Below are 16,233 nucleotides of genomic sequence, written 5' to 3'. Positions count from 1 at the left end.
GCAAAGGTTGCTCACAACAAATTGTACTCAAGGTTCACCCGTAGAACTCCTACAACAAACCACTCAAGGTTCTCCCATGGAGCTACCTACAGCAAATTACTCAATTACTCAAGATCCACCCTTAGAGCTACCTACAGCAAACTACTAATGTTCACCCGTGGAGCTACTTACAGCAAACTACTCAATGTTCATCTGCGGAGCTACCTACAGCAAATTACTTAAAATCCACCTATGGAGCTACCTACAGCAAATTTCTCAAGGTTCATCCGTAGTACCACCTACACCAAATTACTCAAGGTTTATCCGTGGAGCTCACATTAAATTGTGCTGGAGCAGCAATAACACTAGCAGCAGTACAACCTCCAGCAGCTCGTTCAGCGCGCCGTACACGTCGCCGGTGAGCCCGCCGAGCCGGCTGCTGATCCGCCGCGCAGCCGCGGTGCCGCAGGCCAAGGCCGCGACCGGCAGCAGCAGAGCTGCCGCCAGATGCAGCGGCCACGCGGCTAAGCCAGCGCCGAGCGCCAGTGGCGCAGCGGCGGCGGCCAGCGAGAGCAGCGCGGCGACTGCCAGCGCGCGCCGCTCATGCGAGGAAGCTAGGCCGGCGAAGTTCGCGGCCAGCCCCTCGTCTCCACGGGCAATGGGATAACGCACCATTGCCCGCACCATATACCAGCGGCTCCAGACCGCTGGTACCAAGAGCAGCGGCAGCTCGTAGTAGGCGAAGCCTTCGATTAGAGCTGCCAACAAAGATGCTTTAAACAGCAGGAGCAGCACGCAGGCGAGTACGCCCATCGCACCCACACGGCTGTCCTTCATAATCTCCAGGGCCCGCTCCCGTGGCCGATAGCTGAGCAGACCATCCGCGCTGTCCATCCAGCCATCAAGATGCAACCCGCCAGTGAGGCCTACCCACAGAATCAGAGTGAGCACAGCTGCTGGCCAAGCAGGTAAAAGCAATCCCGTCAGGGCTGCTCCAGCAGCTACACACAGCCCAATTGCTGCGCCTACCATGGGATAGAAGATTACACTCCGGCGCAGCAGTTCAGGAGAGAATCCCGGATCACCTTTTACAGGAAATCGGGATAAGAACTGAAAGGCAGCTACAGCTGCATCCCTACGCTCCCTCATAAACGATACTCCCTGCTCTTCAGCTCAATTGGAATTCCAACAGTTACTAGAAAGACCTGTTCGCATTGCCGAGCGATCAGGGCGTTCATTCGTCCCGCCAGATCACGATACAATCGGCCAAGCGCATACTCTGGTACAATCCCGTCGCCAACCTCATTAGTGACCAGAATAAGCGTCCCTTGAAAAGAACGCACACTGTCTTCAAGTCTTGTTATTTCACTCTCAACAAGCTCTTGTCTATTTTCAAAACCTTCCACGGCCAATAATGCATTGGATAACCATAAGGTCAAACAATCTACGAGCACCGCTTTTTCACCCGATAATCGCTTTAGCAGATCTGGTAAATCATACGGTTCCTCAAGTGTCTCCCAAGCGTAACCACTTTCCATTCGTTGATGCTGATGCAGAGCAATCCGTTCTTTCATTTCGTCGTCAAAGGCCTGTCCGGTTGCTACATAGAAGGCCTGATCTGCCAGTGACTGTATCAGTTTTTCTGCAAAACCACTTTTCCCGCTACGTGCGCCTCCCGTTACAAGAATGCTCATCGTTGACCAGCTCCAGAGATGCCTGCACTTTCAAAGGTTGCCATTTCGCTCAAAATGCGGCAGATCGCCTCGATTAAATGAAGGCATAATACTCCCCCTGTTCCCTCACCCAATCGCAGACCGAGGTTAAGCAGCGGTTCAAGCCCAAGCTGCTCCAGCATTAACTTGTGTCCCCGTTCTCCTGATACATGAGACGCTATCATATAAGCGATGGATTCAGGTGCAAGAGCTTTTGCCACAAGCGCTGCCGCCCCCGAAATAAAACCATCCAAAATGATAGGTGTCCGATTAGCAGCGGCACCAAGAATCAGTCCTGCCAAGCCAGCGATTTCTAGTCCGCCAACTTTAGATAATACATCCAACGGATCTGCTGAATTCGGCTGATTTACCTTTAAGGCGCGTTCCACCACTGCAATTTTATGTAGTAAACGTTCATCATCAATTCCCGTTCCTCGTCCCACAGCTACTTCAGGGGCTATTCCTTTGAGAGCACATAGAATGGCAGCACTAGCCGTAGTATTCCCAATGCCCATTTCGCCTGTTATAAAAATCTCCGTGCCGTTCTTAACCGCTTCCTGCGCAACTCTTATCCCAACAAGAAGAGCATTCATGGCATCCTCACGACTCATCGCAGGTCCCACAGCCATATTATCCGTTCCCCGGCGCACTTTACGATCAATCAGATCGACATGACTAAGATCGCCGTTTATGCCGACATCAACAAACTGTACCTCTGCCCCCGCTTGACGTGCCAATACATTCACAGCCGCTCCACCGCTGAGAAAGTTATGGGCCATCTGTAGCGTGACTTCCTGTGGAAATGCGCTAACCCCTTCGCAGCACACCCCATGATCAGCAGCCATCACAACAACTGTTCGTTTGGTGAAACTAGGCTGCTCCGTACCCGAAATTCCAGCGAGCTTAACGGCCAGAGGTTCTAATTGTCCCAAACTGCCCGGAGGTTTGGTCAAAATGTTCAGCCGATGCTCCGCCTTGAGGATGGACTGATCATCAGCCGGAATGATTTGTTTAATTACGTCTTGAATATCTGAAAGCATATAATTACGACCTCCTATTAAATGTATCCGTATAACCTATTCTATCTCATATTCGCAGAAAAGCCCCCATCTATGATAGAGGGGGACTTCTAGAATTACAACTTCACTTTCATAAAATCATCGATTCTCTCCAGCGCCTCCGTCAATTTTTGTAAGGAAGCGGCATAGGAGCAGCGGATATAACCCTCTCCGCCTGCTCCAAACACATGACCCGGAACCGCAGCGACACCGACCTCCCTGAGCAGCTGCAAAGCGAAGTCTTCTGATTTCATTCCGGTGTGAGCGATGGAAGGAAAGGCATAAAATGCACCCGCAGGTTCATGGCAAGGTAGTCCTATGGATCGAAATCCACTAACCAGCAGCTTTCTCCGCTCATCGAAGCATTGCTTCATGTGTTCCTTATGCTGCATTCCATTGCGCAATGATTCAATCGCAGCAATTTGACCGAGCACTGGGGCACACATCGCAGTGTATTGATGGATTTTTAGCATCGCAGCAATTAATTCTCGATCGCCACAAGCATAACCCACTCTCCAGCCAGTCATTGCAAAAGCTTTGGAGAAGCCGCTAATCACAATCGTCCTTTCCAGCATCCCGGGAAGAGAGGCGATGCTGACATGCTGACTGTCATACGTAAGCTCGGCATAAATTTCATCTGAAATGACCAGTAGGTTATTCTCTTTTACAATCTGTGCAATAGGCAGCCAATCTTCATAAGTCATTACTGCACCTGTAGGATTAGTCGGAAAATTCACCATAAGAAGCTTGGAACGCGGAGTAATCACCTTCCGTAACGCTTCAGCAGTAAGCTTAAACCCCTGCTCGGCCGATGATTCTACCTCCACCGTAACCCCCCCGTTCAAATGGGTAATCGGCGAATATGCGATATAGCTCGGAGAAGGGACGATAATCTCATCCCCAGGTGTAATGAAAGCTCGTAATGCCAAATCCACAGCCTCGCTGCTTCCCACCGTAACCATAATCTCATCGTTTGGCTCATAGCGAAGCTTGAAACTTGTGTGCAGATAAGAAGCGATCTCCTGTCTAAGCTCCAGTAAACCGGAATTTGGCGTATACATCGTTTCCCCATTATTCAAGGCACGAATACAGGCAGCTCTTACATGCTCCGGTGTAACGAAATCCGGTTCCCCTACACCCAGCGATATAATATCCTGATTCCCCGCACTTAGATCAAAAAAAGCCCGAATCCCCGAGGGTGCAATCTCCCGCACACGTGGAGCAATCCATTCATTATGCATGGCTGTACACCTCTTCTTTTGCACTCTTTTCCATTAGGGAAAGGGAGATGATTTCGTCCAGCAGTCCGCTGAAGGTGTAACCTGCCGCTTGCGCGCTTTTGGGTAAAAGACTGGCTTTCGTCATGCCTGGTAACGTATTCACCTCCAGCACATAAGGAATCCCCTCTTTAAGCAGCATATCAACCCGTGCATACACGCTACATTTTAGTGCTTTGTAACAGCTCAAGGCAGCCTCGCGTACCCGCTCATGCACCTCAGTAGGCAGTTCAATGACCCGTTCATCTGCTCCGCCTTCTTCATACTTAGCACTGTAATCGAACCACTCGGCATTTGCTGAGGTTATTCCCAGAATAGGCAGCAGCTCTCCGTTTAGAATAGAACAGGTGATTTCTTGGCTTTGAATGTAGCTTTCAATCAAAATCGACTGATCACAGGTAAAAGCCTTCTGCACTGCGCACAACAGCTCCTCGCTGCTGCTCACTTTTTCCATTCCGATACTCGAGCCGCCTGAACATGGCTTCACCATAACAGGATATCCGAGCCGTTCCACCGCTTCAGCCGAATAATCCTTCATGCTGTCCCAGCATAGCCAATCTGCTGTATTGACGCCTGCGCAGCGCATAAGCTTTTTGGAGAGATCTTTATCCATGCAAATGCTGCTAGACAAAACCCCGCTGCCCGTATACGGAATCCCCATCGTCTCCAGCGTTCCCTGAACCGTACCATCCTCGCCGTAAGCTCCATGAAGTGCAAGCAGTGCGATATCGATCCCTTTTGCCTGCTCAATAAGCTCCTCACGCTTGGTGATCACAATTGGAATAATTTCATATTTATTGGGGTCTAGATTCTTCAATATTTCTCTACCGCTATTCATGGATACCTCATACTCTGAGGATACCCCGCCCATAATTACGCCTACCTTCATCTCAAGCACCTCTTTATCCCATTAGTTGTCGAGCTGTTCTGCCAATAATCTCGATCCCCTTGCGGATATCCTCATCCGTCACTCTGGAGAAACCGATCCGTATCGTATTTTGACCCTTACCGTCTGTGAAGAATATATCTCCTGCTGTAAAAATAACCCCTTGCTCATGACAGGCCGCCAACAGCGTCCTTGTATTAAAGCCCTCCGCGAAGGTTACAAAAAGATGCAGGCCACCGTCCCCTGACAGCGCCGTATAAGGAATACAATCCTTGCAGCATTGCAGGGTTAATTCATACTTTCGTTTGTATTCCGCTCTGGCTTTTTTCAAATACTTTTCTAAATGACCACCCAATAAATACTGATACAAAATGGATTGATCCAGCGTCGAGGTATGAATGGTACGGGCGCGCTTGACGCTTTCGAGAGAATTGATCAACTCCTGATCCGCCAGCACCCAACCTACACGTAGTCCCGGAAATAATACCTTGGAGAAGCTGCCGAGATAAATCACGCTGTTGCCGCTGCCTGCTGCTGCGATAAGTGGAGCCACATGTGAGCCCGAATATCGTAATTCCTCGTTAAAACCATCCTCAATCACCGGGACTTGGTAGCGATTCATCAGCTTCATTAGCCGCTGTCTTTTCTCTGGAGACATTACAATTCCGGTCGGATTATGATAAGAAGGGACGAAGTATGCACAGTCAAAAGCTTGCTGTTGCAATGCTTTCTCCAGCTCCGCCAAATCAATCCCATCACGCTCCATCGAAATCCCGGTGATCTCATAACCGTTCAGCTTCAAATTTTTGATCGCTGTATGATGCGTCGGATTCTCACAAATGACCGAACCATTTTTTTTACTCAGAGCAGACAATACAATATCGAACCCCTCAGTAAAGCCATTGGTGATCAATATATCCTTGCCTTTCATTTCAACGCCCTTGTGCTCCATATACTGCTTCAAATAGTCTATTAAAGGCTTATACCCTTTGGCATAGCCGTAATTTAGCAGAACGTTGCCTTCTACCGACATCCGATCCATAAAGGACCGCTTCACATTATCCAGATCAAAAAGACTCTCATCAGGCGCTATGCTGGTGAAGGAGATCGTCCCCTTCTCCGCTCGAATCCCGCGCTTCATGATATCCAGTTCCTCTGCCAGCACCGCGTGATCATTGAGACGTGACTTCCAGTCCATCGTCCAGGAAGAGATCGTTTCACTGCCAGGCGGCGTAGCAGCAACATAACTTCCTTGCCCTTGCACGGCATAAGCAAAGCCATCATCCTCAAGCCCTGCATAAGCAGAGATTACGGAGTTGCGGCTAACCTTAAGCAATATGCTGAGCTCTCGTGTGGAGGGCAGCTTTTGATTGCCTTGCAGACCGCCTTTTATGATTAAGTGCTTCATATAGTCTTTAATTTGTATATACACCGGCCGTCCGGCTATGAGCTTAAAATCCTTAAACATCTCTCAATCGCCCCCATGACTATCATGGCACAATCACTCGCTTAAAAAAAGAACCACAGCCATGGGATTTTAATCCGGCTGTGGTTCTATAAGAGGACAAATGCCCAAAAAATCAAGTTACAGATCTATGCTCAATCACAAGCTCCCCTTCTCCAGCAGGGATCTCAAAACCATTTAAAAACCGGGTTAATATGTCCTCCGTAATCGGAAATGCGGCATTGGCGTCAAAACGTTCACTCCGGATAAGCAGTCTCTGACGCAATTCATCCGGCTGAACCTTTAAGTGAATCAGTTCCCACACGCCACCATAACTCTCAATGAGCTGCTTGTAATCGTTCCGTCTCTGACGTTGCCAGAAGCTGAAATCGATGACAACATGATGTTTTGCCTGAAGCAGATTCACCAGCTCCCCCCGCAGCTTTATCTCCGACTCTTCCTTATAGGACTCATAATTGTCCTCTGGATAATCCACCCCGAAACGGCCGTGCGTGGCCCAAATATCTTCATCTATCGAAAGTCTGGCGAATCCCTCTTTCTCCAGCTTTTTAGCAAAGGTTGTTTTACCCGACCCCGCTACACCGCACATCATCACTACGCTGGAAGCAACACTCGTACGCTTTTGCTGAAGCAATTTTTCAATAACCAACTTTTCGCTCAGCATTATAAATGCATCTCCCTTCCAATTGATGGTATACTCATCGTTACAAAATACTTTCTCAAGGGATTGTGATAAAGATATGGTGAAATCAGTCCAGCAGACCTCCTAAAATGAAAAATGAAATAATTTTAGGAGGTCATAATAAATGATTTTTAACCCGATTGTCATTGATAACTGGAGTAGAAAACCCTATTTTGAACATTATTTAAACAATGTCAGATGCACCTACAGCATGACTGTAAATATTGATATCACCCTTCTACTGTCAGAGCTTAAGCATAAGGGAATTAAGCTGTACCCAGCACTAATCCACATGATAACTACGGTGGTGAACCGTCATAGTGAATTCCGCACATGTTTTGATTCTGAAGGTAGATTAGGTTATTGGGATAGCTTGTCCCCTAGTTTTACAATTTTCCATGATGATGATAAGACTTTCTCAAGCATCTGGACTTCGTACGGTGAACAGTTTAATGATTTCTATAACCGTTATCTCGATGATATGAAAATGTACGGAAGCGTGAAACAATTTATCGCTAAAGCAAACGAACCGCCGAACACCTTCCCTATTTCCAGCATTCCGTGGGTCAGCTTCACAAGCTTTAACCTGAACGTGTATAACGAAGGAACCTACCTACTTCCCATCTTTACGATAGGGAAATATTTTCAGCAAGACAAAAAAATACTATTACCCATCTCGGGGCTATTCCACCATGCCGTGTGCGACGGTTACCATGCCAGCATGCTGTATAATGAATTACAATCACGTGCAGATACCTATAAGGAATGGTTACCTATTACCTAATATCTAATTAACCATGTTATTCTGCTGACAGCAAACGATAGTTCAAACATAAAGGGTTCCACCTATTAGGTTTTCCTAATGACGTGGAAACCTTTTTTCATGTAATCATCCTTTTTCCAAAATATGAGCTTTATCAGCTGACCATTGTCCATGCTGCCAGAGTATTTTTAGTACCATTACATTCCCTGGAGAAGGAGCCACTGCACTGTAGAATGTGAGACCAGGAACTAACTGTGCAAGTAAATTCCTGATAACACCCCCATGCGTCACTACCAATACTCTATTCGATGTAACCTCACTTTTTTTCTCCTTGATAGCACAGCATCCAAATGCAGCCACAGCAGCTTGACCTAGGTCCAACAGGAAACTACGCAACCGAGCATCGAATGCTGTCCACGATTCTCCTTCTGGCGGTGTAACCTTTGAAGGATCATCAATCCAACGTCTATATAGAGAGTTATCTTTCAGTTGCTCATAAGTGCAGCCTTCCCAAGCTCCGAAGTTCATTTCACGAAGCCGCTGATCATAAACAGCGTCCTGCTCTAGTGAAGGTGCTACGAAAGCCAAGGTCTCCCGACACCTTAGCAAATCGGAACAGAACACACGCCAAAAACCACCTGATAACTCAGTCTGCATGCAGATCTGCTGCTGAGGTTGGGATAGCCGCTCACTTGCTTCAGGAAGCAATGGAAGATCCGTATATCCCAGGTAACGATGCTCAACATTCCATTTCGTCTGCCCGTGTCGGATAAGCACTAGCTCAAGCTCTATAGAGGGAATTGCCATACCGACGCTCAGCCTCCAATCCATATCCATGCCACAACCGCGCATAGACCTACAAATATTGAAGAGCAGAGCATCATCATCCGCGAGGTCTGGATGATATCATCCGGTTCCATCGTACGTACCGGATCACCCATATAAGCCCGAAAAGAAGCGACGCCATGATACATATTTTCGCCTCCGAGTCGGATGCCGAGTGCGCCAGCCACAGCTGATTCTGGATAACCGCTGTTAGGGCTTGGATGTAGATGTGCATCCCGCTTCACCATTTGCAGGCATCTGCGCCAATCCAGACGAAGCATCCCTGCACATAGAGCCAAAAGCAATGCCGTAATTCGTGCCGGGATAAAGTTAGCCACATCATCGAGCCGGGCAGATGCCCAGCCGAGATCACGGTATTTATCGTTCTTATAACCAACCATTGAATCGAGTGTATTGACCGCCCGATAAGCCATAGCAAGCGGTGCACCGCCAATCAGCGTGTAGAAAAGTGGAGAAATAATCGCATCGACGATGTTTTCTGCTACGGTCTCCACCGTTCCACGGACAATTTCCGGGGCGTCTAGCGAAGTCGTATCACGTCCCACGATCATCCCCAACGCCTTGCGGGCAGCAGGGATATCGCCCTTCTGCAATTCCACGTACACCGCCATTCCTGCATCCTTTAGTCCCTTGGAGGCAATCGTGGTTGAAATCAACCAAACCTCGGCTATCCAGACGAGCCACGGTGAGATAGATGACAGCAGCCATAGCAGGATGGCTGTCAGTGCCCAAGCACCGCCCGCCACACATAGCGGAAGTAACACCCCTGCTCTGCGCAGGCTTTGCGGGCGGGACCATAAACGACGGATCGCCCGCTCCAGAGCCGTGATTGCTTTGCCCATACCAATTACGGGATGAGGCAGGTTACGCGGATCACCTACGATCCGGTCAATCACATAAGCTGCAAGCAACACCAAAGCGATTGTCACAAGCAATCACCTCTGAACAAGCTTCTACTTCTCCAGCTATCCATTCTCATTAGCTATCCTTCCTTGCCTGCACCGACAGCAGGCTGCCCGTCACAGCGCTATATACAAGCCGGCCGATAGCGCCTCCAAGATCGGTTGCTGTTCCGGCATATACATGCTCGGCGCTGTATCGCCCGCTTTGGCTCACAGCGAGTACAATAGCATCCGTAGTCGTGCCGGTTGCGATCAGGCCATTCTCGGGATCGGTAATCCCGAGATCTGCCAGCGCAGCAGCTTTGGCTTCGACAGCTGTCTGCACAGCATTGACCATGGCCGCCGGTGTCAGGCGGCCATCAATGCAGAGCATGATGTTAATCGTACCCGGCCGATACACAGCCAGCACATTGCGTTCCACACCTGCGCGCGCAGCATTTCCTGCGGCGGCTGTAACGCAAACAAAAATCCCCGCTGAACCCGTGTCCTCTTCAGCTACCGCTGCATGCTCTAGCGGCACAGCCGTCATCAGACCAGCACAGCCGGATAAAGGATAACCCCAATCGTGCAGCTTATTCTCCATATCCTGGACAGGATCACTACATTCGTAATTGCGATCTACATATAAATTGACGGCCCGCTGCAGCCGATTCATTCCTCCGCCGTAGAACGCGCTCGATAAACCATCGGCTTCTGCTGGCAGCTCCAGCAGAAGATGCTTATCCTTCCATTGCAGAGCAAGCCCTGGCCAGACGGCCGGACGATACTCCCTGATTCCCCCTGTAAGATTAAATGGAATCTTCACTTCCATCATAGCCGATCCCGCTCCTTTCACCGCTCATTTCTTTCATTAAATACTTACAACCATCCGCGAAAGGATGTCCCGCCAATCGCACTGTCAGCTCGCTCCGCACATAGAGTCATTAAAGACTACATCCACCTGTCACTTAGTCGCTAGAATCTCCGCCATCTGCAGCAAAAGGCGGGCATTATCCTCATGTCCCTTAACGGCAACTCGAATATGCTCAGCTCCTAACCCTGCATACATAGCGCAGCTGCGCACTAGTATACCTACGCGGCCAAGCCTAGTCTGAAACTCAGCCGCGCTCCACGGTGATGGCAAGCCACAGAGCAGAAAGTTGGCTTCTCCCGGTGGGACATCGCAGCCCAGCTGCATAAGACCCTGCCGCAGTTTTTCGCGTTCTGCTGCAATAAGCTCACGCGTACGCTGTTCATAGTCACGTCCACTTGTAAGGCAGGCTTCCCCTGCGAGCAGCGCCAAGCCGTTCACACTCCAGGTGACCTGCTTTCCGCTCATCGCCTTCGCCAGCTCCGGATGTGAAATCGCAAACCCGAGACGCAAGCCGGGAATCGCATAAAACTTCGTCATCGACCGCACCAGAACCGTATGCGGAAACCGCTCCAGCTCCGGCAGGAGTGTATTTCGCTCTGACTCCGGGATAAAGTCAATAAAAGCTTCATCCACAGCTAAATAAGTCCCGCAGCTTTCAGCCTTCTGCGCTAACAAGCGCAGTTCCTCCACAGCATACTGAACGCCATTGGGATTATTCGGCTGTCCGAGAAATAACAGTTCCACCTGTTCCAGCAGCCCGGCAATCTCCTCCACTCCAGCGCGGAAATGCTGTCCCCTTGTCCCCTGAACCGATAATACTTCAGCGCCAAATTGTATGGAAAGTTGCCGATACTCAGAGAAACAAGGCTCCACGATGCCAACCTTTTGCGGAGCTATCGCCAGCAGCAGCAAAGCCATAGATTCCGCTGCTCCGTTGCCCACGGTTAACCAGCTATTATCTACGCCAAGATTTTCCGCCAGTAGGCGTTTAAAGCATCGGTGTCCAGGGTCCGGATATGCCACCACCGTTGACAGTGCTGTTCTGAGCAGCTCCAAAACTTGCGGTGGGGGACCGAGCGGATTGATGTTGGCACTATAGTCGAGAAATGTGCCCCCAGCTTCTCCATAGAGCTCCGCTGCCGTCAACAAATCACCGCCATGCCCATATTTTTCAAGCATAATTACACTCCCTCTATCTACTTTCTCTAGCACGATATGTATGTCATTGCCACCATTATTGCCTCTTTGCCGGAAGAACGTCAATGCTTTCGCAGAAGGAATCAGCTAAATCCCCCGCTTCCCTCAAACCGACATGAATCTCAACAATGTGATCTCTTTTGTTAAAAAACCGCTTTTGGTTTAAAATGAAGGTTGTAATCAATTTTGCTGCGACGGAGGAATTCACTATGCTTTTTATTGATAACACAGGGATTACTGACGCATCCATCAATTTGGCGATTGAGGAATATGCGCTGAAGCACTTGCCGATGGACGAGAGTTACCTGCTTTTTTATATCAACAGCCCATCCATCATCATAGGGAAACACCAGAATACTATCGAAGAAATTAACCAAGAGTATGTAAAAGATAATAATATTCAGGTCGTACGTCGTCTATCCGGCGGTGGAGCTGTTTATCACGATCTTGGAAATTTGAACTTCAGCTTTATTACCAAGGATGACGGCCAATCCTTTCATAACTTTTTGAAATTTACCCAACCGGTCATCGATTACCTGCAAAGCATGGGTGTTAACGCCGAGCTAAGCGGACGGAATGACCTGCAAGTTGGTGAGCAAAAGATTTCCGGTAACGCTCAGTTCTCCACACGCGGACGTATGTTCAGCCATGGTACCTTGATGTTCAATCTTAATTTAGATGATGTACAAGCCTCTCTAAAAGTGAATCCAGAGAAGTTTAAATCAAAGAGCACCAAATCCGTACGCAGTCGTGTAGCGAATATCAAAGAGCTGCTGGGTACAGATATGACGATCGAGGAGTTCCGCGCCGGCCTGCTGCGTTCGATCTTTGGTATGGATCCTTCGGAGGTTCCTCAGTACAAGCTGCAACAAGCCGACTGGGACAAAATTAATGAGATCTCCAAGGAGCACTACCAGAACTGGGACTGGAACTACGGTCTGTCACCAAAAAGCAACGTTAAGCACACGCGCAAATTCCCTGCCGGAATTATTGATATTCGGATGGATATTGAAGATTCCCTCATTAAAGACATCAAAATCTATGGTGACTTCTTCGGAGTCGGTGACGTAGTAGATGTTGAAAATGCACTTCGTGGCAAACGTTATGACGAGGCTGAGGTTAGAGAAGCATTAGCTGATCTCGATTTGAAGCATTATTTCGGTCGTATTGAGCCGGAGGATTTTATCGGATTGGTCTTCCTAGAGGAATAGGATGAATTCACTGGTCATGATTTGAATCAAAAAGAGGACTCCTGCGCATTCGCCAGAAGTCCTCTTTTGCATGAATTAATACTCTTCGCTTTATCCTTTTACAGCAGATCCAACTGTCATAGCCCGTTCTACCTGCTCACTAAAGAACAAATAGACAATAACCATTGGCAGACTCGCCATCGTCATAACCGCCCCCATGCCACCCCAGTCTGTGCTGTATTGGCCTTGGAAGAACAATAGACCCAGCGGCAGTGTTTTCATCCCCTCATCAGAGATCAGAATATAAGCCAGCAAAAATTCATTCCAGTTGTTCAGAAATTGAAAAATGGCTACTGTTGCGACAGCTGGTGTTACAACCGGCACAATAATCTGCAGAAACATCCGGTATACATTCGCGCCGTCCATACAAGCGGATTCCTCCAGCTCCCCAGGAATACCCTTCATAAAGCCGTAGAATACCAGACAAGAGAACGGCAATCCAATGGCGACATAAGGAACAATCAGCCCACCGTAGGTATTAGTCAGATGTAAGTCCCGCACGAGTATAGCAAGTGGAATCATAATTACCTGCAGCGGCATGAACATTCCGATCGTCATATACAATCTGACCCCTTCACGGAATCTCCACCGCAGCCGGGAAATTGCGAATGAGAACATCAGCGATAATATGATAATAAGTAGCGTTGAAATCGTAGAGACTACCAAGCTATTCGTAAAATATCGCGGTATATTGAACTGTGACCAAGCGGCCACATAGTTTTCAATCCGGAAATTAGTCGGAAATCCGAAAGGGTTGGTGACAAAAATCTCATCGTTATTTTTCAGAGAATAAGAAATCATCCATAATAGCGGATAGATGGAAATGATAAAATAAATCCATAAGGGAAGCTGTATGAGCAATGCTCTCACTTTTTTCATAACGTTCCTTTTCCTTTCCGGCGTACTGCCTTATGCTTCATTTCGGTCAAATGTCTTGTTGATAATAATGGTGGCCAGAAGCGACAGAAGGACAAGCACAACCGATACCGCACAGGCATAGCCGTAGTTGCTTTCCAAGAAAGCATAACGATAAATCATAAAGGTAAGCGTATAATTGCTCGTTCCCGGTCCGCCGTTAGTCATAATCAACATTTGTACAAAAGCACCGATTCCTGAAGTAATGGCAATGATCAGACAGAATTTGAACGTCTCCTTCATCATTGGAATCGTCACCTTACGATGCGCCATCCACTTGGAGCAACCGTCAATCGTGGCAGCTTCCATGTACTGCTCAGGGACAGATTTAACCCCCGCATATAAAAGACTGAACTGGTAACCCATGAACTGCCAGGCATTAACAAAGGCAATCGCAATTATGGATGTGGTTGGAGAAGTGAGCCAGTTTTGTTGATAAGGAATATGCAAAATTTCAAAAAGCCTATTGATCAATCCGTTATTCGGATCGTAGATGGCAATCCATAGCTGACAAACAACCGTAACCGACAGAACTACGGGGATAAAATAAGCTGTTTTCAATAACTTACGCCCTTTGATTCGCGGATCGGCACAGGCAAGCGCAAGAATGGTTCCCAATCCGATCTGAAATACAGCGAGCACCAGTGCAAAAATAAGGCCGTTACGAAGGGATGTCAAAAGCAATGGATCATCAAACATCTCTACATAGTTGGACAATCCGTTAAAAGTAGCCGTACTGAGCCCGTCCCACTCGAAAAAGCTACGATAAAAGGATTGAAGCACCGGATAGATAATCACTACGCTATAAATCAACAGAGCGGGAAGCAGAAACAGCATTATGGCTTTCTTATTACCTAAGTATTTATGCATGCGGTAAGATTCCACTCCTTCCTTACCAAGCTGCTCACCCGATATAAGGGCTCGATCCGGGTGAGCTGCAGGGCATGGACCAATTTTTATTTATTTTATTTCTCTAATTATTTATTTTCTTTGTTCAGCACTCGGTTCATGTTATCCGTGAACTGCTTAGCCGAGAATCCTTCGATCAACATATTTTGTGTATTGTCGTCCAGTGCATTTTTAATTTGAACACTACTTACCGCATTGGCGTAACCCTTTACGTTTGGCAGCACTTCTTCAGCGATTCTTTTCATCATGGCAGGCACTTCACCGGTCATTTCTTTATCCACTTTAGTCGCTACGATCGGGCTACCCAGCTGTGTATATTTGTATTCGCTATATTTTTGTGCGATAAAACTAGCTACTTTCACTGCGGTCTCAAGATTCTTGCTGCTAGGAGAAACGGCAAAGCCACCAGGACCTCCTGCACCGTTAATGTACATTTTGTTGTTCTCATAAGTCGCTTCGTCCTTAGCTGGCCAGTACATCCAATCCACTTTATCCCCAAGCTTCTCAGCACTGCTGTAGATTTCCCACTGACCGTTGACGAACATGCCAGCTTTTCCTTGGTAGAACAAAGATGAAGCTTGATCATAATTGGTATTCGTAGCATTGACGTCGAACAAGCCTGCTTCTTCCAGCTTCTTCATTTGTTCTGCTGCTGTTACATAAGGCGAAGGCAATGTTGTCGTTCCCTTCGTTTCGAGTGGGCCGAACCCTTTCGTCTCCTCACGAGTCACAAGTCCGCTATAAAAAGAAGTAGTGATCCATTTCTCCTTCGCGAAAATTGAGAGCGGTGTATACCCTGCTGTAGAAAGCTTCTTAGCCGCTTCAGCCAGCTGATCGATCGTCTTGATCGGCATCTCGATGCCTACCTCTTTAAAGATATCCTTGTTGTAAAACAACATTTGGAATTCGATTCCCGTATATGGGAATGCGTATACATGACCGTCTGGGGCAATTAGACGGGACTCATTCCCTGTGTTTAGATTCGCTTTGAAATCTTTGGTGGCTTGGTATTCATCAAGCAGCTCGACATTTTTAGATTTGGCGAAGGTTTGCAGCGTAGGCCAGTCTGTTTCATAAATATCCGGCATGTTCCCAGTCGCGGCATATGTTTTCAGCTTCTGGTAGCCGTCTTGAACAGCCTCATCCAGTACAATCTCCACCTCCGGCATTTCCTTTTTTAATTCCTCTACGGCATAATCAAATGGCTTTGAAGTATCTTCGTCAAAATGCTGTGCATAAATTTTTATTTGAATTTTCTTATCGGTGTTCCCAGCGGTCGTATTGGAATCTTCAGAGGTTGAACCACCGTTTCCGGCATTGTTACCACCACAGGCTGTAAGTGAGAAAGCTAAGGATAAAACGGTTGCAACCCCCAGTGTTCTGAATAGCTTGTTGCTCATAATGAATCCCCTTTCTGATGCTCTATTTAGTGGAGCTAGTTGAATCCGCTATTTGTTAGCGTTTTCATCGTCCTGTTTCTATTATATTTGAGCCTTGAAGACCCAAAAAGAGCCATATCGGGCACAATCGGTAATAAAC

General features: G+C 47.8%; 16 protein-coding genes. 2 read left to right on the top strand and 14 right to left on the bottom strand.

Going from position 1 to position 16,233, the window contains the following annotated elements; translation table 11 throughout:
• Positions 1-312: 312 nt before the first annotated feature.
• The 7 genes from cobS to NSQ91_RS06055 form a co-directional block, all read right to left on the bottom strand.
• On the bottom strand, positions 313-1,128 hold the full coding sequence (gene cobS / locus NSQ91_RS06085; RefSeq protein ID WP_076128130.1) for an adenosylcobinamide-GDP ribazoletransferase: 816 nt from the start codon (positions 1,126-1,128) through the stop codon (positions 313-315).
• The gene (gene cobU, locus NSQ91_RS06080; RefSeq protein ID WP_076137512.1) at positions 1,125-1,673 is read right to left on the bottom strand and encodes a bifunctional adenosylcobinamide kinase/adenosylcobinamide-phosphate guanylyltransferase; all 549 of its coding nucleotides are present in this window, start codon (positions 1,671-1,673) and stop codon (positions 1,125-1,127) included. Before cobU ends, cobS begins: the two co-directional genes overlap by 4 nt.
• Entirely contained in the window at positions 1,670-2,731 is a 1,062-nt protein-coding gene (cobT, locus tag NSQ91_RS06075; RefSeq protein ID WP_076104822.1) for a nicotinate-nucleotide--dimethylbenzimidazole phosphoribosyltransferase, read from the bottom strand. Before cobT ends, cobU begins: the two co-directional genes overlap by 4 nt.
• A 95-nt stretch (positions 2,732-2,826) precedes the next feature.
• The gene (locus NSQ91_RS06070; RefSeq protein ID WP_076304518.1) at positions 2,827-3,990 is read right to left on the bottom strand and encodes an aminotransferase class I/II-fold pyridoxal phosphate-dependent enzyme; all 1,164 of its coding nucleotides are present in this window, start codon (positions 3,988-3,990) and stop codon (positions 2,827-2,829) included.
• Positions 3,983-4,915, bottom strand: coding sequence for a D-alanine--D-alanine ligase (locus NSQ91_RS06065; protein ID WP_340916922.1), 933 nt, complete (start codon positions 4,913-4,915; stop codon positions 3,983-3,985). Before NSQ91_RS06065 ends, NSQ91_RS06070 begins: the two co-directional genes overlap by 8 nt.
• A gap of 13 nt (positions 4,916-4,928) precedes the next feature.
• Entirely contained in the window at positions 4,929-6,380 is a 1,452-nt protein-coding gene (gene pdxR, locus NSQ91_RS06060; protein WP_340916921.1) for a MocR-like pyridoxine biosynthesis transcription factor PdxR, read from the bottom strand.
• Between the two features lie 112 nt (positions 6,381-6,492).
• Positions 6,493-7,041, bottom strand: a complete 549-nt coding sequence (locus NSQ91_RS06055) for an AAA family ATPase (protein ID WP_076128141.1) — start codon at positions 7,039-7,041, stop codon at positions 6,493-6,495.
• Positions 7,042-7,183: 142 nt separating this feature from the next.
• Between NSQ91_RS06055 and catA the strand changes: the two genes are divergently transcribed.
• Complete coding sequence (gene catA / locus NSQ91_RS06050) at positions 7,184-7,843, top strand: type A chloramphenicol O-acetyltransferase (protein ID WP_340916916.1); 660 nt, start codon at positions 7,184-7,186, stop codon at positions 7,841-7,843.
• Positions 7,844-7,948: 105 nt separating this feature from the next.
• On the opposite strand, the gene NSQ91_RS06045 is transcribed toward catA, so the two are convergent.
• The 4 genes from NSQ91_RS06045 to NSQ91_RS06030 all read right to left on the bottom strand — a co-directional run bounded on the left by NSQ91_RS06045 (position 7,949) and on the right by NSQ91_RS06030 (position 11,602).
• Positions 7,949-8,629 carry a histidine phosphatase family protein gene (locus NSQ91_RS06045; protein WP_340395133.1) on the bottom strand — a complete coding sequence of 227 codons (681 nt, stop codon included), beginning with the start codon at positions 8,627-8,629 and terminating at the stop codon, positions 7,949-7,951.
• Positions 8,630-8,637: 8 nt separating this feature from the next.
• The gene (cbiB, locus tag NSQ91_RS06040) at positions 8,638-9,597 is read right to left on the bottom strand and encodes an adenosylcobinamide-phosphate synthase CbiB (protein WP_076280084.1); all 960 of its coding nucleotides are present in this window, start codon (positions 9,595-9,597) and stop codon (positions 8,638-8,640) included.
• Between the two features lie 49 nt (positions 9,598-9,646).
• The gene (locus NSQ91_RS06035; RefSeq protein ID WP_340916907.1) at positions 9,647-10,384 is read right to left on the bottom strand and encodes an adenosylcobinamide amidohydrolase; all 738 of its coding nucleotides are present in this window, start codon (positions 10,382-10,384) and stop codon (positions 9,647-9,649) included.
• A gap of 129 nt (positions 10,385-10,513) precedes the next feature.
• Positions 10,514-11,602 carry a pyridoxal phosphate-dependent aminotransferase gene (locus NSQ91_RS06030; RefSeq protein ID WP_340916904.1) on the bottom strand — a complete coding sequence of 363 codons (1,089 nt, stop codon included), beginning with the start codon at positions 11,600-11,602 and terminating at the stop codon, positions 10,514-10,516.
• 227 nt (positions 11,603-11,829) lie between these two features.
• Between NSQ91_RS06030 and NSQ91_RS06025 the strand changes: the two genes are divergently transcribed.
• Complete coding sequence (locus tag NSQ91_RS06025) at positions 11,830-12,831, top strand: lipoate--protein ligase (RefSeq protein ID WP_076128152.1); 1,002 nt, start codon at positions 11,830-11,832, stop codon at positions 12,829-12,831.
• Between the two features lie 90 nt (positions 12,832-12,921).
• Here the strand turns inward: NSQ91_RS06025 and NSQ91_RS06020 are convergent, their stop codons facing one another.
• From NSQ91_RS06020 to NSQ91_RS06010, 3 genes are all read right to left on the bottom strand, one after another.
• Positions 12,922-13,749 carry a carbohydrate ABC transporter permease gene (locus NSQ91_RS06020; RefSeq protein ID WP_036681776.1) on the bottom strand — a complete coding sequence of 276 codons (828 nt, stop codon included), beginning with the start codon at positions 13,747-13,749 and terminating at the stop codon, positions 12,922-12,924.
• 30 nt (positions 13,750-13,779) lie between these two features.
• Entirely contained in the window at positions 13,780-14,655 is an 876-nt protein-coding gene (locus NSQ91_RS06015) for a carbohydrate ABC transporter permease (protein WP_038569153.1), read from the bottom strand.
• 107 nt (positions 14,656-14,762) lie between these two features.
• Positions 14,763-16,094 (bottom strand): ABC transporter substrate-binding protein, encoded by a 1,332-nt coding sequence (locus NSQ91_RS06010; RefSeq protein ID WP_340916900.1) that lies wholly within the window; start codon positions 16,092-16,094, stop codon positions 14,763-14,765.
• Positions 16,095-16,233 lie beyond the last annotated feature (139 nt).

The sequence above is a fragment of the Paenibacillus sp. FSL R7-0048 genome, from assembly GCF_038004505.1.
Taxonomy (GTDB): domain Bacteria; phylum Bacillota; class Bacilli; order Paenibacillales; family Paenibacillaceae; genus Paenibacillus_AQ; species Paenibacillus_AQ odorifer.
Note: the sequence above shows the minus strand (reverse complement) of the source record. Positions and strands in the feature narration are given on the sequence as shown.